This is a genomic window from Nitrosospira sp. Nsp1 (assembly GCF_900100985.1).
Lineage (GTDB): Bacteria > Pseudomonadota > Gammaproteobacteria > Burkholderiales > Nitrosomonadaceae > Nitrosospira.
In genome coordinates this window covers 23,688-44,471 of record NZ_FMUF01000021.1, presented here as the reverse complement: position 1 = coordinate 44,471, position 20,784 = coordinate 23,688, and the positions used below count along the sequence as shown (strand labels likewise).

The following is a 20,784-nucleotide window of genomic DNA, read 5'->3' as shown; positions in this document are numbered from 1 at the left end:
ATTTGAACAGAAGCAGTTGATAATTCCTGGATATCTTTGGATGAGAGTAAAACCGGGGTAATAGTGTTGCATTAAGTTAGGAAATAGCATTCTTCTAATGCCTTATTGCGACAAACAATAAAAGCGAGGAATAATCAGACGGTAAAAACAGCTTCTTGTGATTTACGCGGAGGTTAGCGCTCTACCATGAAATCAATACCGCTCCCCAGGTAAATCCCCCTCCTACGCCCTCCAGAAGTACATGCTGGCCGGATTGAATGCGGCCATCGCGTACGGCAACATCCAGCGCCAGCGGAATGGAGGCGGCTGAAGTGTTGCCATGCTTGTCCAGCGTGGTAACCACCTTTTCCATTGGTATACCCAATTTTTTTGCCGTGGAAATAATGATACGGATATTAGCCTGATGGGGAATCAGCCAGTCAATATCGGATACCTCCAGATTATTTTCCGCCAAAGCCTCGCGCACAACATCTTCCAGGACTTTTATAGCAAATTTGAAGACCGTATTACCTTCCATCATAACAAACGGGTTGCCTTGAATCTTGCCATGAGAAAAGCTTCCAGGCGCCGTCAGGATACCCTTATAGCTTCCATCCGCATGAAGATGGCTTGAAATTATTCCCGGGCGATCGCTCCGGGTGAGTACGACAGCACCTGCGCCGTCGCCGAATAGCACGCAGGTACTACGGTCACTCCAGTCGAGTATGCGCGAGTAGACTTCCGCCCCGACGACCAGAGCCGTACGATACTTTCCGGCACGAATAAACATATCAGCGGTGGCAAGCGCATAGATAAAGCCGCTGCATACAGCCTGTACGTCAAATGCAGCGCAATCCTTCACGCCGAGCTTATCCTGCAGAATGCAGGCCGTACTGGGGAAAATCACGTCCGGCGTCGTGGTGGCGACAATAATCAGATCGATCTCTCCAGCATCGATCTTCGCAGCCTTCATTGCTTCACGGCTGGCATTGAGCGCCAGATCGCTCGCCATCTGGTTATCCGTCGCGATGTGTCGCTGTGCAATACCGGTACGACTGCGTATCCACTCGTCGCTGGTATCCACCATTTGCTCAAGATCAAGATTGGTGAGAATTTTTTCAGGCAAATAGCTGCCTGTCCCGATAACCCTGGAGTACATCATGCGCGATTCTCTTCCGCCAGCGGCCGAGGATATGTGGATGAGCTTTCCGGATGATGCGGCAGCTGCGCAACCCGTTCGCTGATGTGATTCAGCATTCCGCTGCGAACCTCATCCACCGCCCGGGCAATAGCGAAACCAAACGCGTGACTATCAGCCGAGCCATGGCTTTTAATGACGACCCCGCGCAACCCCAGCAAACTGGCGCCATTGTATCGGCGGTGATCCACCCGGCGCTTGAATGCATTAATGACTGGCGAGGCGATGAGTCCCGCGAATTTTGTGAATAGATTGCGCCTGAATTCCTCACGCAAGTAAGTGGAAAGCATTTGCGCCACCCCTTCCGAAGTTTTCAGGGCCACGTTACCCACGAATCCGTCACATACAACCACATCGGTTGTTCCTTTATAGATGTCGTTACCTTCGATATTGCCGTAAAAATTAAGGCCGCTGTTACGCAGCAGCTCTGCTGCCCGTTTCACTACCTCATTGCCCTTGATCTCTTCCTCGCCTATATTCAGCAAACCGATGCTGGGCTTCTCATTGTTTTCAACGGAAGATATCAAGGTTGCCCCCATCACTCCGAATTGAAGCAGATGCTCCGCGCTACAATCCACGTTGGCACCTAAATCAAGCACATAAGTGTGCCCTTTTATGGTGGGCAATACCACGGCCAGAGCCGGCCGGTCGATTCCAGGAAGTGTTTTCAGCACAAACCGGGAGGTTGCTATCAATGCGCCGGTGTTACCCGCGCTGACGCATGCCTGTGCTTCACCACTCTTTACCAGGTTGATAGCGACTCGCATCGAAGAGTTTTTCTTACCTCGCAACGCGAGAGCGGGCGACTCGTCCATGCCCACTACTTCACTTGCGGAGTGAATCCTCAACCGGGGGCTGGGGGCAACCTTGGCGGCGCGCAATTCAGTTTCGATAACGTCGGGCAGTCCAACCAGAATGATGTCACTTCCGGTGTTACGATGGAGATACTCGACGACTGCAGGAACCGTCACATGAGGGCCGTGATCGCCACCCATGCAGTCTACCGCTACGGTGATATTCAATTTTGGAACGCCCTTGAGGTGGGGATAGATTTGATCCCCAGAACGGCGGGGCGATTTAATCTCCTTTTGCTTTGACGACCTTTCTGCCCCGGTAATAACCGGTGGGGCTGATGTGGTGACGCAAATGTACTTCGCCAGTGCCGGGGTCCACCGTCAACGGCGAACTGGTGAGAGAATCATGCGAACGGTGCATGCCGCGCTTGGATGGGGATTTCTTGTTCTGTTGGACTGCCATGGTATTCAGCTCCTTAAATATGTTTTCAATGCAGGCTTTTCAGTGCCGCCAGCGCAGCAAAAAGCGATCTTTCCCCTGCCGTATCCTTACTATCCTGCTTGATCGAGCATTCACTTTCCCCATGGCGTGGGGAAAGTGGCAAACTCAGGATTATTTCGTCCTCGATCAGCGCCACAACATCCATGTCAGGGGTCGCCAGAACACACTCGACCGACTCATCTTCATCAAGGCGGGACAGCTCATTTTCATTTTGCGCCAACAGCAGGTACGCCCGCAAATCCAGCGCATATCCATATTCGCCCAGACAACGCTGGCAACAGAGATTTATCGACCCCTGAACAGCTATTTTCAGGAGCGGCCTGGCATTTATGTCCAGCGCGCCAGTTATCGCATACTGCAACTCGCCGCTCCCGGACGTCAGATAGCCCTGTAACCGATCAAGCTCGGACAACGCGATTTTACCATGATGCGCCCCGGCATTACGGGCAAAATCGAGAGCATCAATGATGAGTCGTACCGGCATAAGAGTAGAAATCTTTTTTATAAAATGAAATGTGAATATTCTCTTTCGCGTATTGCCCGCTACCCCGCTTCAATTTTATCCGTCAATGCTGTTCAATTGATAAGTTTGTGTATTTAAGATTAAAATCTGCCGGCATGTATTCTTGTGGGCGTGTATGTAGTATGTATACGGCGCGCATAATATATTTTTTGCCTCTGAGTGTCAAAAACCTGATAAAGATAAACTTTGAAAACACAACAAATTGCCCAGCGACTTGTGTTGGGATCCAGTTCCATATATCGCCACGAACTGCTTCGGCGCTTGCAAATTCCATTTGAAGTTTATAATCCGGAAATAGACGAAACTCCCCTGGCCGAAGAGAGTCCTGACACGACTGCCTTGCGCTTGGCCGCCGCAAAGGCGCGCATGGTTGCCGTGAGTCACCCTGATGCCTTGATCATAGGCGCTGACCAGGTGGCGGTATTGGAGGGGATTCAGCTCGGCAAACCGCTCAATCATGCCAATGCGACCCGGCAGTTGCGCCTCATTCGCGGAAAAGAAGTTGTATTCCATACTGCCTTGAGCCTGCTGAATAGCGATAAAGACAATATGCAGATACGACTTGTCTCGTCCCGCGTCAAATTCCGTGAACTAAGCGACCGGCAAATTGACAATTATCTCGATAGAGAGCAGCCGTATCACTGCGCCGGAAGTGCCAAGCTCGAGGGATTGGGGATCGCATTGATCGAGCATATCGCAAGCGAGGATCCCAGTGCACTGATCGGGTTACCGCTGATTGCACTAGTGGAAATGCTGACGCGCGAAGGTGTGGCAATAGTGTGAATTCCGGTACTCTCTATCTCATTCCCACTCCCTTGGGCCCAGGTGATATCGCCTGGATAACCCCCCCCGCTGTCCGACAATGCGTAGCGGCGCTTGATCATTATATTGTCGAGCACCCAAAGACCGCGAGGCGGTTTCTGAAACAGATCGGTTGCGTCCTGCCGATACAGAAAATCAGCATGCAGGTATTGGATGAACACACTCAAGCCAGGGAATATGAAAAACTGCTTGCACCCCTCCTCGAAGGCAGCGATATCGGACTCTTGTCTGAAGCGGGCTCTCCGGCGGTAGCGGACCCTGGGGCAGGGTTGGTGCGCCTTGCTCATCAAAAAAATATCCGGGTGGTGCCGCTGGTAGGACCATCCTCCATACTGCTGGCGCTGATGTCGTCGGGATTGAACGGTCAGCGCTTCACATTCCACGGTTACCTTCCTGTTGAAAATGACAGGCGTACCAAAAAAATAGTTGAGCTGGAAAAAAATTCGTTAACCGGCGATCAAACCCAGATATTTATCGAGACGCCATATCGTAACCAAAAGTTGCTGGAATCCATTCTTTCCACCTGCCGTGATGACACTGCGCTTTGCATCGCCTGCAACCTCACCTTGGCAAATGAATTCATTTCAACCAGAACAATCCGGGAATGGAAACAAGCTTTGCCCGATGTTCATGATAAACCTGCTATCTTTTTGCTGCAGGGCTGACCGGTCAGGCAAAATTGTAATCACCGCAACCCTCCACTGATTCCCGTGGTAATCAGTGCCTCCGCCGCTACTGCGCCGAAACGCCGGGCGAGACGCTCGCTGAATCCTTCCCGGGTTGTGTAATCCACGATGTGTTCAGCTTTGATAATTTCCCGCGCGACATAGTCTGCACTGCCTATCGCATCGACAAGCCCCAGTTCTATGCTTTTTTGACCCGTCCAGACGATGCCGCTGAATATCTCCGGCGCTTCCTTCAGGCGCCCCCCCCTTCCCTCCTTCACTACCTGAATAAATTGTTCGTGGATATCGTTCAGCATTTTTTTGGCGTATTCCTCCTGACCCGGATTGGGAGGCGAAAAAGGATCAAGAAAGCCCTTGTTTTCCCCTGCGGTGAGCAGCCGCCGTTCGACGCCAAGTTTTTCCATCGCGCCCGTAAAACCGAATCCGTTCATCAGCACGCCGATGGAACCGACCATGCTCGCTTTATCCACGTAAATTTTATCGGCAGCGACGGCAACATAGTAACCACCGGATGCACAGATGTCTTCTACTACGGCATAAAGAGGAATTTCCGGATACTCGGCACGCAGACGGCGGATCTCATCATTGATATACCCCGCCTGTACCGGACTGCCGCCCGGGCTGTTGATGCGCAGGATCACACCCTGCGTTTTTGCGTCCTTGAACGCATGCTGCAAGCCGGCGTTGATATTATCAGCGCTGCTAACGCTATCGGGAGAGATTACGCCCCGCAGCTCGACCAGGGCAGTATGTTTACGCGACATGGACATATCGTCCCCACTAAACCAGCCAGAGAAGATGAATAACAAAATAAACAAATAGATAAATGTAAGCGACTTGAAAAATATGCTCCATTGACGCGCCCTGCGCTGTTCCTGCAAAGAAGAGAGCGCCAGTTTTTCAAGCACCTGCTTTTCCCACCCTTCGTTGCGATTTTCTGAATCTGCCATGTTATTTCAATCCTTCCAATGAAGTGATATAGCGAACTGCGCGGAGCCGAGTTCAACCAAAACGTTACGCTTTCTACGCTATTTCCGCAAACCCCTTCCCCTTGCCTGAGTCAGGGATGGAATCCTGGCAGGCCTCCGGCCAGCCAGAAAAATCAGGTAATCAGGTATATCGCTCGCCGAACCCATTATGGGCACAAAGGCGTACTATCGGCATCCAGCTCAAGCAAAAATTTGCGTAGATCTTCCGTCAGCGGCGCCTCAATACGAAGCTTTCTCCCGGTTACCGGATGCGTAACTTCAACGATAAAGGCATGCAGGAACATGCGCTTGAGACCTCGTTCGGGGCCGAGCCTCATCAGTTCCCTGTTCAATGCGAAGTCTCCATACTTATCGTCGCCTGCTATGGGGAAATCCAGATGAGCGAGATGCACGCGAATTTGATGAGTACGGCCCGTTTTTAACTCCGCTTCCAGCAGACTGAAATTCTGCCAGGATTTTTTCAGATTAAAAACGGTATGAGCGCTCTTCCCTTCTTCGCCTCCCTTCCCATCGGCAATCACCGCCACGCGCCGTTCGCCCGCGGGCGTCACGTATTTCCTGAGAAACAGCTTGACGCTTTGTCTCGTATTGCGCCACTTGCCTTTTACCAGCGTGAGGTACCGCTTTTCCATCATCCCTGCACGGATCACCCGGTGCAGTTCAACAAGCGCAGCCCGGTTCTTGGCCAGAAGCAAAATCCCGGAAGTCTCCCTGTCGAGGCGATGGACCAGTTCCAGGAATTTCCAGTCGGGATGCTGGGCGCGCAATTGCTCGATGACACCGAAACTCACGCCGCTGCCGCCATGCACTGCAACTCCCGCAGGCTTATTGATGACGATAAGGGCTTCGTCCTCAAATAAGATTTCGAATGGAATAAACTGGCTTTTAGTTACTTTCTTTCTGAGTGCAGAACTTCTTTCCGCCATCCTCACCGGTGGTATACGTACCATATCGCCCAGCTGAAGATGACAATCCGCGCCGATGCGCTTGCTGTTAAGTCGAACCTGCCCGCTCCGCAATAGCTGGTAGATATGACTTTTAGGCACATTTTTCAGGCGTTTGATCAAGAAATTATCGATACGCTGACCTTTACTGTCCTCGCCTATAATTTCCGTCACCGCCGGACTCAGAGGAAATTCTTTGCCTAAATCCTTAGTTCTACTTATACTTGCCAATTCGGGGTTCCAGCCTATCCTTTATCCGGTGCGTAAAGTGGCGCTGTTGATGGGATTTTGTCCGAGGTATAAGAGCCAATCCCGAAATCTGGTTAACGTCGCTCACCACTAAAGTAGCGATAGTAATGGATTTACGCGCTCGAAGCACACGTCGATTTCAGTTTTCAGTTTCGTAGCGCCCGCTTGCGGGCAGCCATAGTCGAAGCCTGATTGAAACTTAATTTCCTGGTTCTGCTTGTCAGAAAAGCAGGGCCACTGTGACAAGCCAGAGAAATAGTCATCTTACACCAGCAGCCCGACATACATGACAAAGTTGCCTGACTAAAAGCTCTCGTATACGCTGCGTCGGGGGACTTTCCTCTTCGCGCGTAGGCTATCTACCCGTGACCAGAGCGCGGGGGGCATAAAATGAAACGCATGCTATTTAATGCGACACAGCCGGAAGAACTGCGTGTCGCCATTGTTGATGGTCAAAAACTGATTGACCTCGACATTGAATCTGCCGGCAAGGAACAACGCAAGAGCAATATCTACAAAGCCGTTATTACCCGCCTTGAGCCGAGTCTCGAAGCCGCTTTTGTCGAGTACGGCGGGGAACGGCATGGCTTCCTGCCATTCAAGGAAATTTCCCGCTCTTATTTCAAGGAAAATGCAGACCCAGCCCGCGTTCGTGTCCAGGATGCGCTCCGTGAAGGCCAGGAGCTCATCGTTCAGGTGGACAAGGATGAGCGCGGAACCAAGGGGGCTGCACTAACCACCTACATTTCCCTGGCAGGCCGCTACCTGGTCCTGATGCCCAATAATCCTCGCGGCGGAGGTGTATCTCGCCGCATAGAGGGCGAAGACCGCGCGGAACTGCGTGACGTCATGGCACAACTGAGCATTCCTTCCGGCATGAGCATTATAGCCCGTACCGCTGGAATAGGGCGAAGTGAAGAAGAATTGCAGTGGGATCTCAATTATTTACTGCAATTGTGGCGCGCCATTGAAGATGCTTCCAGCAGCCAAAGCGGCGCTTTCCTGATTTATCAGGAAAGCAGCCTGGTAATCCGTGCCATACGTGACTACTTTCATCAGGAGATCGGCGAAATCCTGATCGATACTGAAAGTATCTATGAGCAGGCGTGCCAGTTCATGAGCCACGTCATGCCGGCCAATGTCAACCGGGTCAAGCTCTACCGCGACGATGTGCCACTATTTTCACGTTTTCAGATTGAGCACCAGATCGAGACCGCTTATTCGCGTCAAGTCACACTACCCTCGGGCGGTGCTATCGTTATCGATCACACTGAAGCACTGGTGTCGGTTGACGTGAACTCGGCACGGGCCACCCGCGGTTCGGACATCGAGCAAACCGCGCTCAACACGAACCTGGAGGCCGCCGAAGAAATCGCACGGCAGCTGCGTCTGCGCGACCTGGGCGGACTCGTGGTGATTGACTTCATCGACATGGAAATCGCTCGTAACCAGCGTGAGGTGGAAAACCGGCTGCATGATGCGTTGCGTTATGACCGCGCACGCGTGCAGATGGGCAAGATTTCCCGTTTTGGTTTGCTTGAACTATCGCGTCAACGCCTGCGTCCTTCGCTGGGCGAGAGCAGTTATATCTCCTGTCCGCGTTGTCACGGCACCGGACACATCCGCGGCACTGATTCCTCTGCATTGCACATTCTCAGGATAATTCAGGAAGAAGCAATGAAAGAGAATACCGCCGTGCTTCACGCTCAAGTACCGGTTGATGTGGCTACCTATCTACTGAATGAGAAGCGTTCGGAAATTCATGCAATCGAAGCCCGATTAAAGGTAAGTGTAGTACTGATTCCGAATATTCATCTCGAAACACCGAACTACAACATCACCCGCTTGCGCCATGACGATGTGAAACTGGGTGAAATTCAAACCAGCTATCAAATGGTGGAGAAACCAGCCCCGGAAATTTCGTTACCCTCAGCTGCGCAAGAGGCCAAGCCGGCACGGCAGCAAGCTGCTGTGCGAGGTATTACGCCGCCGCAACCCGCTCCGATACGTGAGCACAAACCTCATCATGAACCCGAGCAGCTTTCTTTTCTGGATAGAATATTCAGCTGGTTCAAGCAGATGGGTGTGGCAGAAAAAAACATGCGGCCAGAGCAGGTAAAGACCGGTCCGCAACGAGTAGACCGCGGCCGTGGCCGACGAGAGCGCGGGCGCGAAGTGCGCGATGGCGAGCACGAAAAAACACCGCGAGTCACTCAGCGTGGGCGCGACGATCGTGGTGAGCATGGCGGTGAAGCCGCTAGTCTTGCCCGGGACGCTGCGCCTCAGCGTGGGGAACGTAGTGATGCGAAGTTGCAGGGTGAACGCTCCGCTCAAAAAAAGCATCCGCGGCCACCACGCGAAGAGAAAATCCGAACCGAACTCAAACCACGGCCAGAAGAACAGCCTGCGGCTGAAGAAACCTTGCAACAGGGTGAAGACAGCGGACGACGTAGACGTCGTGGCGGGAGGCAGCGTGATCGGGGCGACCGCACAGAGCGGGCTCCCCATGAAAATAAACAGTCAGCGGTGACAGATTCACACACTCAGCGAGCCGCTGACCAGACTACGCATGAAAAAAACCCTGTTCCGGAAACCCTTTCCGCATCAATGCAGGAGGCATCGGCGCTCATCCTTACCCTCCCTCCTCTGCAGGGAGCGGAGACACCTTCAGAGTCAACGGGCAACCCTCATTCTGAACCGTTGCATAAGGATGAAAATATGCCGGTAATTGATATGCCGGTAATTGCCCAGCCAGTGTCGGCAGCACCGACCTCGCCCTTACCTGTCCCGGTAGCGCCCGAGCCGGAAACGGAGCGGGATAAGCAGCAAACCGTTCAGGAAACCGTCCAGGAACCCATTCATGAATCCGCTCATGAACCCATCAAGGAACTGGCAACAGCAACCTCGCCCGCCTCTATCACAACCATACGGGAACCGTCTCCGGATGAAATTGAAATTGGCAACACAAGCAATGGAGCTGCCGCCACCGACATCGAGGTAATGATCCCTGTATCCGAACGGGAAGAAACCCGTTTGCCCCAGCGATCGCCGGCAATCGAACCGTTGAACCTGGTGGCGAGTGGATTAATCATGATCGAAACCCAACCGGAGAAGATAAAAACGGCTGAAACCGAGGCGGCAGTAGAATCAGCGCTACCGCAACGCCGGCGGAGAAGAACACCTCCTCCTCCGGTAGTGAGCCAGGAAGAACCGTTAGTGCAAGTCGAAACGCATAAATAGGATTCGGTATCTGCAAAAGATAAAAGGCGGGACAGAACACTCCCGCCTTTTTACTGCACCTGCGAGGTACTTGTTCAGGCGCCGTTCTCCAGGAGCCTGTCGGACCGGCCAGGCACTTTTTCGCCGCAATTCTTCAATCCGACAGGCTGCTAGCTATTTTCGCCACGAAGCCGGATGAGCAATCCGCGTCCCGCTTCCTCGACCATATTCAGTACGTGCTCGAAACCCTGATTTCCTCCGAAGTACGGATCAGGCACTTCCTCCACGCCTTCCGAATATCGCTCACTGTATTGCATCAGCAATCCAAGCTTATGGCTGTATTGGGGCGGACATTCTCGTTCGAGTATGGCCAGATTGGCCCTGTCCATTGCCAGAATATAGTCAAAAACCTCGAAATCCGTTTCATCCACCTGACGCGCGCGCAATTCCGTTGCGTCATAACCTCGTCGCGCCGCCGCTTTCTGAGCCCGCGGGTCCGGCGGTGCACCGATATGATAATCATGCGTACCGGCGGAATCGATGTGGATGGCATTCTCAAAGCCGGCAGCGATAACTTGATGTCTAAAGACAGCCTCCGCAGTGGGAGAGCGACAAATATTGCCCATGCAAACAAACAAAACACGAGTCTTGGTATTTTCTCCTCTGTTCATAATCAGTAATACCTCCTTCTGCCCCTATTCCATCTTATCCGAACATACTATTTATAGTACATCGCAATATCACGTATTACCGGCGCCGTCCGGCAAGTTGAAGAATCGAAATTCCGCATAATGGCGAACTTTCCAACAAGTGCGACGACTGCTGAGCGCGCCGATCAACTGAGCTGGCAACTGAACTGCAAAGCGGGAACGCTGTTGAAGGTACCTAATACGGCAACTCCGCATCCGGTTTGACCTGTAAAATAACCTTGCGAAAATCCTGCTGTATACGGTTTAAAGCTGCCTCATTGTCAGCTTCAAATCGTAGCACGATCACAGGCATGGTATTGGATGAGCGTGCCAATCCAAAACCGTCCTTATATTCGACCCGAAGTCCATCGGTGGTAATCACGCGCTCCGGATTATCGAAGTGTGCAGTTTTCTGTAATTGCGCGATAACGTGGTAGTTTTCGCCTTCTTGCAATCTTATCTGCAATTCAGGGGTGCTAAGGGCATCCGGGATTTCATTGAGTGCAAGATTGATATCTGTTGTGGAACTGAGTAGCTCCAGCAGACGCGCACCTGCATAGAGCCCATCATCAAATCCATACCAGCGTTCATTGAAAAATATGTGCCCACTCATTTCTCCAGCCAGCAACGCACCGGTTTCTTTCAATTTACCTTTTATAAATGAATGTCCTGTCTTCCACATGATAGGCTCGCCACCATGTTGCCTGATCCAGGGAGCAAGATTACGAGTACATTTCACGTCAAAAATGATCCGTCCGCCCGGATTTCTGGACAATACGTCGGCAGCAAACAACATCAACTGGCGATCGGGATAAATGATGGTGCCGCTCTTGGTAACCACCCCCACACGATCACCGTCGCCGTCGAAGGCAAGACCTATTTCCGCATCGTCGGTTTTAAGCGCTTCAATCAGATCCCGCAAGTTCTCGGGAACGGACGGGTCGGGATGATGATTGGGAAAAGTCCCGTCGACATCGCAGAACAACTCGGTTACCTCGCATCCCAATCTGCGATATAGCTCAGGTGCATAGCAGCCGGGTATACCATTACCGCAATCAATGACGATTTTCATGGGACGCGTCAGCTTCACATCGCTGGTTATGCGTTGAAGATATGTTTCGGCAATATCGTGCGTGCGATAGTCGCCATTACCGTAAGAAAAATCATCATTTTCAATCCGCACACTCAAGGCTTGAATGGATTCAGCGGCCAAGGTTTCACCGCCCAATACCATCTTCAAACCATTATATTCTGGAGGATTGTGACTGCCGGTAACCATAACACCCGAATAATTGCACAACATATGGGCAGCGAAGTAGAGCATGGGGGTGGCGACCATCCCGACGTCTATCACGTCGATACCACTTTTTTGCAAACCTTTCGCGAGTGCCTGCGCCAGTTCCGGGCCTGATAACCTGCCATCGCGCCCTATCGCTATCGATGCAAGTCCGCGTGTTCGTGCTTCAGATCCGATAGCCTGACCGATGGCTTCGACGATTTCAGCGGTCAGTGTTTTCCCGACAATACCTCTAATATCGTAAGCCTTGAAAATTTCTCGCGGGAATGTGTGCATGAGATTAGCGTGAGGTTGAATAGCAATATTTGAGTACAGCTCAAAAAACAGCCATAGTCACCGATCAGGACTATGGCTTTCTGTATTCAGCATCAAATACCGGCTTTCATTAATGATGACCTGGCGCCGCGCCCCCTTTGAGCTTGTAGCGCGTACCGCAGTATGGACATAGTGCTTCGCCCGTGCCTTCTATTGGCAAGAACACGCGAGGATGCGAATTCCATAACAACATTGATGGCATTGGGCAATGAAGCGGCAAATCATCAAGGGTGACTTCGACTTGGCGCTCTTTATTATTGCTGGCGTGATTCTGCATCGTTTCTCTCAGCTTGTATCGAATATAGATTCGCGGAATCAGACGTAGGTGAGCCAGTCGGCATGATTTTCGGTCTTGCCCCTGGCACAGTCAAAAAACATGGTTTGCAGCCTTTCGGTTATCGGGCCGCGTTTTCCGCTGCCGATTCTACGATTATCGAGTTCCCGAATCGGGGTCACTTCCGCTGCAGTACCGGTAAAAAAGGCTTCATCAGCACAATAAACTTCATCGCGGGTAATTCGCTTCTCGATTACCGGAATTCCGATTTCTTCGGCAAACGTTAGGATGGTAGCACGCGTAATACCCTCGAGGCAGGAGGTCATATCCGGCGTATAGAGCTTGCCATGCTTGATGATAAATATATTTTCGCCCGCTCCCTCCGCCACATAACCGTCCACATCCAGCAGCAGCGCTTCATCATAGCCGTCAGTCGCAACCTCCTGGTGAGCCAATATCGAATTTGCGTAGGTCGCAACCGACTTGGCACGACACATGTTGACATTGACATGATGACGCGAGAATGAGGATGTCTTGACACGAATGCCGTTTTCCAGGCCTTCCGTGCCCAAATAGGCACCCCATGGCCAAGCTGCGATAGCCACATGCACGGAAAGCGTCGTGGCTGAAATACCCATGGCTTCGGAGCCGTAGAAAACGATCGGCCGGATATAGCACGATTCCAGCTTGTTCTGCCTGACCATATCGCGCTGCGCCTCCATCAGCGTCGCCTTGTCATAAGGTATTTTCATCATGAAAATATGTGCGGAATTAAACAAACGATCCGTATGCTCCTGCAAACGAAAAATCGCAGGGCCTCGGGGCGTTTGATAGGCACGCAAACCCTCGAATACGCCTAACCCATAATGCAGGGTGTGGGTAAGCACATGAGTGGTAGCATCACGCCACGGAATTACTTTTCCATCGCTCCAGATCACGCCGTCGCGGTTGGACATTGACATTCAGGGACTCCGGAGAAAATTGAGAATTGCGTATTCTAACGCATTTTTCCTTGAAAAATGAAAACGCTGGCTGCATACACCAACTCCGTTGCTTAGCAGCAGCAGTCGCTGAAATTCAACGGAGCGTTGGCAAAGGAATCAACACAGATCAAAGATGATCGGCTAAAGATGGGATGTACCAAATACTTCATCCCACAATCGCAATACTGCGAAGGACCCATCTTTCAAATAGTCTGCTTCAACACGTGCAAACTTTCGCGATTTGCCTTCCGTCGAGGGTGTTCCCGCCAGGCCCGAGTCCCCGCTCAATCTTAGTCGATGTTGAATTCGCCGGAATTCCCGATAGGCGCCGAGCGCTCGCTCCGCAGTTTCCTCGTGGATAAGCCCAAGTTTTCCAGCAAGCCGCAGCAGCGCAATGTTGCCGATGTTGTTGGTCAATTCCGGATGGTCGCAGGCATGACCCAGGACCAGGTATTGCACGATGAATTCAACATCAATAATGCCCCCGCGGTCGTGCTTGACGTCGAATAACCCGCTTGAATTGGGATGGGCATCAAGCATTTTTTGCCGCATGGCCGATACCTCGCGTTTCAGGCTTTCCAGTTCGCGAGGCTGGCGAAGCACTTCCTTGCGCGTGCGCTCGAAAGCTTCCCCTACATGAACATCTCCCGCTACGAATCGCGCCCGTGTCAATGCCTGATGCTCCCAGACCCAGGCATGATTTCGCTGGTATTGATCAAAAGCCTGGACCGAACTTACCAGCAAGCCGCTGCTGCCGTTCGGGCGCAGGCGTAAATCGGTCTCGTACAACAAGCCGGCTGAAGTGTAACTTGTCAGCCAGGAGTTGATGCGCTGACTCAGCCTGGCGTATATTTCCGCTGCATCGGGATGGTTGTCGTCATAAAGAAAAATGATGTCGAGATCCGATGCATAACCCAATTCTTTCCCACCCAGTTTGCCATAGCCGATGATGCCGAAAGCGGGCGGTTCATCCCGGTGCTTTTTTCTCAACCCTGACCAGGCCAAACCCAATACGGAATCAAGTATCAGATCTGCCAGATCGGTCAGGTAATCGCTCAAGGTTTCCAGCGGCAGCAATCCTTCCACGTCCTGAGCGAGCAATTGAAATACCTGAGCGTGTTGAAAATGCCGCAGTACATCCATTTGTTGCTCGATATCATTGCCTGCGGGTCCACAAGCCTCGTTTAATTGCTGAATCAACCTTGATTTGGCTCGAGACCAATCCGGCACAGTCTGAAGATCAGCCGGATTGAGCAGCTCATCCAGCAAGATGGGATGTCTGCCCAGGTACTCGCTGGCCCACTGGCTCGTGCTGACAAGTTTGGCTACCCGCTCCAGGGCCTGAGGATACTCCAGCAGCAGCGCGAGATAGGCTGCGCGCCGGCTCACGCTTTCCAGTAACTGCAGTAAACGCTCCAGTGTGGTGTCTGCCGAGGGGAGCCTGGCAGACACTTCGATCAGGGCGGGGACGAGCGCATCAACGCGCTTTTTGCTCGCTTGCGGCAATTGGCGATAGCGGGTACTTACATGAAACTCCTGTAAGCGTCGCACAATTTTTTCCGCACTGGAAAATCCCATCGTAACCAGTTGCGTAGTGGCAACCTCGGCTTCGATCCCTCCATCGTCTCTCTCCGGCCACAACCATGCGAAGGAATGATGAGTTTGCGGTTTGCGTGGAGCAGCAAATATATCCTCAAAATGGCGGGTAACATTGCAGCGATGGGTATCCAGCCGCTGCAAGAATTCGCCATAGGAAGAGAAGCCCATGGAAACCGCTACTAATGACTGATCGGTATGCGTTTCCGGCAACATCTGCGTTTGTTGATCATCGAGATACTGTAAACGATGCTCGAGATTGCGCAGAAAGCGATAAGCGTCCGTGAGCTCCAATACGGTTTTGTCTGGTAGATGCTGTTTTTCCCGCAGCAACGCCAATGTGGCGAGTGTAGAACGGATGCGCAAATCGGCATCCCGCCCACCACGGATCAGCTGGAACAATTGGGCAATGAACTCGATCTCACGGATCCCACCCGGCCCGAGCTTGATATCCCCATGCATCTCGTGGCGATTTACCTCCCGGCGTATTTGCCCATGTAAATCCCGCATGGATTCGTAAGCGCCGAAGTCCAGATATTTCCGAAACACGAATGGTTGCGCTATTTGTTCGATGATCACCGCCCTCTCTGCCTGCGGGCCCGCTATTGCCCGGCCTTTGATCCAGGCGTAGCGCTCCCATTCGCGCCCCTGGCTGATGAAATATTCTTCAAGCATGGCAAAACTCATCACCAGCGGGCCGCTTTCGCCATATGGACGTAACCGCATATCCACGCGAAAAACGTACCCGTCCGGCGTGATATCGTTGAGGCTGCCGATCAGTTTCCGCCCAAGGCGAGCAAAAAAATCATGATTGGATATCGATCTGGGGCCGCTGGTTTCGCCGTCTTCCGGATAGACGAAAATCAGGTCTACATCCGAGGAAACGTTGAGCTCGCAACCACCCAGTTTGCCCATGGCGATCACCAGCATTTCCTGAATTCTGTTTTCGGTATTTCTTGGCTGGCCATAGCGGCCGGGATCAGCTAGCCATGTCTGTTGACGTTCCAGGGCGAAATCGATAGTGAGCTCCGCCAGATCGGTCATGCTCGTCATCACCTCGGCAAGCGTCGCCAAGCCTCCCAGATCCCGTGCTGCCAGGCGCAGCATTACCTGTTTGCGCAGGCTGCGCAAAATGCTATTCAGACATGCCTCGTCATTTACAGCTTTGGCATTCGTGTTCAGGAATACTTGCATCTCCTTCCGCAGAAAAGGAAATTGCAAGTTTTGCTTGAGCTCGATCAGCAATCCAGGCTCACTCTCCAGTATCCGGCATGCGTAACGACTGAACGGAAGAATGCGTTCGATTATTTCAGTTGCAGAACGATCGGTATGCATGGTCGAGATTCGGAGTTACAATAAATTATCAAAATATCTGTATTCCATCTGCATGGGTATTATGAGGCTATCAGGGTTGAACAAAGATGGCACGGATATCTCTAATCTCTCTTTCACGTTTTTGCGCCTTATCGTTTAAATCAAGTACAAACATACTTCCCGCTCAGCCGCAGGTGGAGAAGAACATATCGCCCCACGCATATCAACCGGATCTATTTATTGAACTTATCAATAACGCCTCCCCCTCCTCCACGGTCCGGCTTGTTGTCCCGGCTGCTGACATGGGCGCTGATCGTGGTTGCAGCCTGTTTTTCTTTACTGCTGCTATTGCTGCGCTACTGGCTGCTGCCCGATATCGAGCAATATCGGGAAAATATCGCTTCCGCCATCAGCCATGCCTCCGGGCAGCACATAACGATAGGTGAGATCAGCGCAAATTGGGACGGATTCCGCCCTCATATGATGTTGCGCGCCGTAAAAGTACATGATAAAGAGGGCGACATTACGTTGCTGTTGAATCAGCTGTCAGGCACGCTTTCGTGGCGTTCAATATTACACGGCAAACTGTACTTTCGCGAAATCGAGATCGAGCAGCCCGATTTAATCGTGCGCCGTGATGCCAAAGGTGTAATCCACGTCGCCGGATTCGCGCTCAGCAAAGAACTGACTGAAAGTGAAAACGATTTTTCCGATTGGCTTTTGAATCAGAGTCGAGTCAGGATCAATAATGCCAGCATTCTCTGGCAGGATGACCAGCGTGGCGCGCCAGAGCTGGAGTTACTCGTTAACTTGCGTCTTGAAAACAGGGGTCACCGCCATCGTTTCGGCATACGCGCCACGCCGCCCGCCGAGCTTGCTGCACAGTTGGATATGCGCGGCGATTTTACCGGCGAATCGCTGGCTAACTCCGATCTTTGGCAAGGTCGACTGTTCATGCAGATGGATAATGCCGACATTGCCGCCTGGGGTGTCTGGCTGCCTTTCCCACAAGAAATCAGGTTGAATCGAGGCGTTGGAGCGCTACGTATGTGGGCCGGAATTGACGGGGCGGATATGAAGAAGCTCACTGCGGACATGCGCTTACGTAATGTCAGAGCACAATTGGCACCGGATTTACCCGAATTTGACCTTATCCGTTTGCAGGGCAGAGTCGGATGGCAAAAGATAAACGGCGGAGGCACCGAAATTTTCGCGCAAAAACTGAGCACTTCCGCTCGTGGCAAACGAAGGTGGATATTACAGCCGGTAAGTTTTTCGCTGCAGACAATGCCTGCTAATGTGACTGAACCTCATAGGACGAAATTAAGTATCGACAACCTGAATCTGGAAGTTTTGAAAGATGCGGCGAAATACTTGCCAATTAGCGCATCATTGCGTGAGCGGCTCAACAAGATGGCGCCCCGCGGAGAAATTCGTCATATGAGGGCGAACTGGAGTGGTGAACTGCCAGTGCCACCCCATTTCAGCGCAAAAGGAGGATTCACCAATCTGGGGATGAGAAAATCCGGCAGGCTGCCTGCGTTCAAGGGCGTTTCCGGCAATATCGACATTACCGAGCGAGGCGGCACTCTGACCCTGAACTCTCAAAATGCCGCCGTGGAATTGCCTGAAGTATTTCGTGTGCCGCTGGCGCTGGATATCATCACCGGTCAGGCGAGCTGGAATGTTTTAGCCGATAAGGATTCCGTTGCATTCAAGTTCAACAATATTTCCTTTTCCAATAAAAATGCTGCGGGGTTGGCTTACGGAACTTACCGTTTTACCGTTGACGGCCCAGGCAGAATCGACCTGGTAGCCAATCTGACGCGTGCCGATGCACGTTATTTGATGCATTACATGCCGATGGCGGTGAATTATCGCGACTGGCTCGACGATTCGATCGTTGAGGCGGGAGCGCTGGATGCCCGGCTTCATCTCAAGGGAGACCTGAGCCAATTTCCTTTCGCCCACGGTGAAAACGGTATTTTCAGGTTACAGGCAAAGGTGTCCGGGGTAACGCTGGATCGCATCCCCGGATGGCCTCGCATAGAGGATATGTCCGGGAATCTGCAATTTCATAACAGCCGCATGGAATTTGATGCTTCCCAAGCCTATATCTCTGGAACAAAATTAAGCAGGGTGAACTTGAACATTGCCGACATGGCTGCGCCCGATGCCACGTTAAGAAGCGAAATGGAAGCAAGCGGCCCGACGCAGCAATTCTTCAAATTCGCCACATCGCGCACGGACAGCAGCGACAATGGCAGCCTTGTCGATAACATCAACATCGCTGGAGAGGGAAGACTGTTGCTCGAGCTCGATATTCCGCTGGATCATCCCGAAGCGGTCAACGTATCAGGTAGCTATCGGTTTATCGATAATCACATTGATCCGGGCTCTCGCCTGCCCAACCTGAATGACATTAACGGTGTCGTGGCTTTTACCGGCTCGGGGATAAAGGCAGAAAACATGACTGCCCATTTCCTTGGCGGACCAGTGGTTATAAACTCCACTGATATGCCGGACGGTAGTATACGTTTATCCGCCGTTGGCAAGGTTAACCTCAGCAAAATGAGCGAACCGCCGCAGGGATCAGCGCGAGCCGCACCGTTATGGAGACGCCATTTGCGTGGCGATACCGATTGGCTGGCAACCGTCGATATACGCAACAAGTCGGCAGATGTATCCATCGAATCATCGCTGGTCGGCATTACCTCCGATTTACCCGAGCCTTTTTCGAAGGCTGCCACCGATACTGCACGGCTACGTTTCGAGAGGAGAGCCATGGATTCGAATAGCGATGAGCTAAGCTTGAGCTATGGCGATCTGGTAACGGCAAAATTCGAACGTGGCCGGGATGATGCCGGCAATTATCGTGTAGAGAGGGGTATAGTAAGTTTTGGCTCGGCGCCCGCCATTTTGCCCCGGAACGGTATATCGGCGACTGGCGAAATGCCATCCCTGAATCTGGACCGATGGCGCAGCTTGCTGACACAAAGCAGTAATGAACCCGGGCCGGGTCTCGGTCTGACAAGCATCAATTTCCATATTGGCGCGCTCGACTTTCTGGGAAGCCATCTGAAAGATGTCACGCTGAGCGCCGACCGGGAAGACGGGATATGGTATTCCACCATCACAAGCGAGCAAATCAATGGTGGTATCAGCTGGGACCCATCCGGCAACGGTAAAATAGTGGCTCGATTGAACAGGTTGATAATTCCCGCCAATTCTCGCACACCCAAATCAGCGGTACGAGCACAAACCCAGCAGGAAAGAGACTTGCCTGCCCTTGACGTAACGGCGGATAACTTTTTTATTGGCGAGAAACAACTGGGGCAACTTGAACTGATAGCTAACCAGGAGGAGAGAAACTGGCACATCGAGAAATTGCATATATCCAATCCGGACAGTTCAATAACGGCGCGCGGCCTATGGCACAATCGCGCCACACAACCCGTTATGCGAGCCAATCTTACGGTAGAGGCGAGTGATATTGGCCTGTTTCTGGCGCGCCTCGGCCATCCAGATCGCGTGAAACGCGGCAGCGGCAAGCTCGAGGGCGTTTTGTCGTGGTCCGGCGGTCCACAATCGGTAGATTATCCTACGCTGTCGGGCAACTTCAAGGTGAGTGCCAAGCGAGGGCAGTTTCCTAGATTCGAGCCGGGAATTGGCAGACTGTTCGGTATTTTCGACCTGCGATCATTACCACGAGGAATCACATTGGACTTCCATGATGTATTCAGCGAAGGCTTCGGTTTCGATAATATCTCTGGTGATGTGAAAATCGGCCGCGGGGTGGCCGTCACCGATGATCTCAAAATAGAAGGACCCGCTGCAAGGGTTGCCATAAACGGGGAAATAAACCTGGAGGCAGAAACCCAGAAATTGCATATCATAGTTAATCCGTCATTAGGATTGGCCGCTCCGGTGGTCGGCATGGCCTCTGCAATTGCAAATACGGCAATGCAAAACCCAACCCCATCCAATGAATACGACATTACCGGTACCTGGACCGATCCGACCGTTATCAAAAAGGTCGGGGGAGCACACGAATCAAGCGAATATGAACAATAAAATTGGGGGAGGTAGATAATGCGTTTAGCAACTTTCATTCAAAACGACACCGGCCAGTATTTTGGGCGATTCTCTAAAATAAACGGCGTCTACGGCTCCAACCAAATTAGCTACCAATGGACTGAGCGCAGCAGATAACGCATCAGTCGAACACCGAAATTCATCGAACCGGACCATGATGGTAAGGATCAATCGCATGAAGGGTGGAACGTAGTGATCAATATCTCTCAATTTAACGGCATCAGGCATCAGACTGTCATCCAATTTGAGCGCCACTCGGATGCTTGACCATACTGATCCGGGTCCTGTTGATGACCCCGAAACGTTCTTCCCTGCT

At 52.0% G+C, this 20,784-nt stretch carries 15 protein-coding genes; 4 read left to right on the top strand and 11 right to left on the bottom strand.

Translation table 11 applies throughout. The annotated features are described in order from the left end of the window. Positions 1–181 precede the first annotated feature (181 nt). The 4 genes from BLP78_RS12170 to BLP78_RS12155 are packed head-to-tail and all read right to left on the bottom strand — an operon-like array spanning position 182 to position 2,957. A complete protein-coding gene (locus tag BLP78_RS12170; protein ID WP_090459551.1) occupies positions 182–1,141 on the bottom strand; it encodes a beta-ketoacyl-ACP synthase III in 960 nt (319 codons plus the stop codon). Then, entirely contained in the window at positions 1,138–2,199 is a 1,062-nt protein-coding gene (gene plsX, locus BLP78_RS12165) for a phosphate acyltransferase PlsX (protein WP_090459549.1), read from the bottom strand. Before plsX ends, BLP78_RS12170 begins: the two co-directional genes overlap by 4 nt. Before the next feature lie 55 nt (positions 2,200–2,254). Further along, positions 2,255–2,434 carry a 50S ribosomal protein L32 gene (gene rpmF, locus BLP78_RS12160; RefSeq protein WP_025040569.1) on the bottom strand — a complete coding sequence of 60 codons (180 nt, stop codon included), beginning with the start codon at positions 2,432–2,434 and terminating at the stop codon, positions 2,255–2,257. A 25-nt stretch (positions 2,435–2,459) separates the two neighbouring features. Beyond that, positions 2,460–2,957 carry a YceD family protein gene (locus BLP78_RS12155; RefSeq protein ID WP_090459547.1) on the bottom strand — a complete coding sequence of 166 codons (498 nt, stop codon included), beginning with the start codon at positions 2,955–2,957 and terminating at the stop codon, positions 2,460–2,462. 225 nt (positions 2,958–3,182) lie between these two features. Here BLP78_RS12155 and BLP78_RS12150 point away from each other — a divergent pair, with 225 nt between their 5' ends. Next, positions 3,183–3,779, top strand: coding sequence for a Maf family protein (locus BLP78_RS12150; protein ID WP_176752860.1), 597 nt, complete (start codon positions 3,183–3,185; stop codon positions 3,777–3,779). Continuing rightward, on the top strand, positions 3,776–4,483 hold the full coding sequence (locus BLP78_RS12145) for an SAM-dependent methyltransferase (RefSeq protein ID WP_090459546.1): 708 nt from the start codon (positions 3,776–3,778) through the stop codon (positions 4,481–4,483). Before BLP78_RS12150 ends, BLP78_RS12145 begins: the two co-directional genes overlap by 4 nt. 20 nt (positions 4,484–4,503) lie before the next feature. On the opposite strand, the gene BLP78_RS12140 is transcribed toward BLP78_RS12145, so the two are convergent. Together BLP78_RS12140 and BLP78_RS12135 are read right to left on the bottom strand one after the other, a co-directional pair. Then, complete coding sequence (locus BLP78_RS12140; protein ID WP_090459544.1) at positions 4,504–5,454, bottom strand: S49 family peptidase; 951 nt, start codon at positions 5,452–5,454, stop codon at positions 4,504–4,506. A 185-nt stretch (positions 5,455–5,639) separates the two neighbouring features. Further along, complete coding sequence (locus BLP78_RS12135) at positions 5,640–6,611, bottom strand: RluA family pseudouridine synthase (RefSeq protein ID WP_256330256.1); 972 nt, start codon at positions 6,609–6,611, stop codon at positions 5,640–5,642. Between the two features lie 465 nt (positions 6,612–7,076). Here BLP78_RS12135 and BLP78_RS12130 point away from each other — a divergent pair, with 465 nt between their 5' ends. Next, entirely contained in the window at positions 7,077–9,926 is a 2,850-nt protein-coding gene (locus BLP78_RS12130) for an Rne/Rng family ribonuclease (RefSeq protein WP_090459540.1), read from the top strand. A gap of 149 nt (positions 9,927–10,075) precedes the next feature. On the opposite strand, the gene BLP78_RS12125 is transcribed toward BLP78_RS12130, so the two are convergent. The 5 genes from BLP78_RS12125 to glnE all read right to left on the bottom strand — a co-directional run bounded on the left by BLP78_RS12125 (position 10,076) and on the right by glnE (position 16,394). Then, entirely contained in the window at positions 10,076–10,576 is a 501-nt protein-coding gene (locus tag BLP78_RS12125) for a low molecular weight protein-tyrosine-phosphatase (protein ID WP_090459538.1), read from the bottom strand. A gap of 214 nt (positions 10,577–10,790) precedes the next feature. Next, positions 10,791–12,167: a phosphomannomutase/phosphoglucomutase gene (locus BLP78_RS12120; protein WP_090459537.1), complete on the bottom strand. Its 1,377-nt coding sequence runs from the start codon at positions 12,165–12,167 to the stop codon at positions 10,791–10,793. Between the two features lie 109 nt (positions 12,168–12,276). Continuing rightward, positions 12,277–12,483, bottom strand: coding sequence for a zinc-finger domain-containing protein (locus tag BLP78_RS12115; protein ID WP_090459535.1), 207 nt, complete (start codon positions 12,481–12,483; stop codon positions 12,277–12,279). A 38-nt stretch (positions 12,484–12,521) separates the two neighbouring features. Continuing rightward, positions 12,522–13,442, bottom strand: coding sequence for a branched-chain amino acid transaminase (locus BLP78_RS12110; RefSeq protein ID WP_090459533.1), 921 nt, complete (start codon positions 13,440–13,442; stop codon positions 12,522–12,524). 162 nt (positions 13,443–13,604) lie between these two features. Beyond that, positions 13,605–16,394 (bottom strand): bifunctional [glutamate--ammonia ligase]-adenylyl-L-tyrosine phosphorylase/[glutamate--ammonia-ligase] adenylyltransferase, encoded by a 2,790-nt coding sequence (glnE, locus tag BLP78_RS12105; protein WP_090459532.1) that lies wholly within the window; start codon positions 16,392–16,394, stop codon positions 13,605–13,607. 219 nt (positions 16,395–16,613) lie between these two features. Between glnE and BLP78_RS12100 the strand changes: the two genes are divergently transcribed. After that, positions 16,614–20,447 (top strand): YhdP family protein, encoded by a 3,834-nt coding sequence (locus BLP78_RS12100; RefSeq protein WP_256330255.1) that lies wholly within the window; start codon positions 16,614–16,616, stop codon positions 20,445–20,447. Positions 20,448–20,784 lie beyond the last annotated feature (337 nt).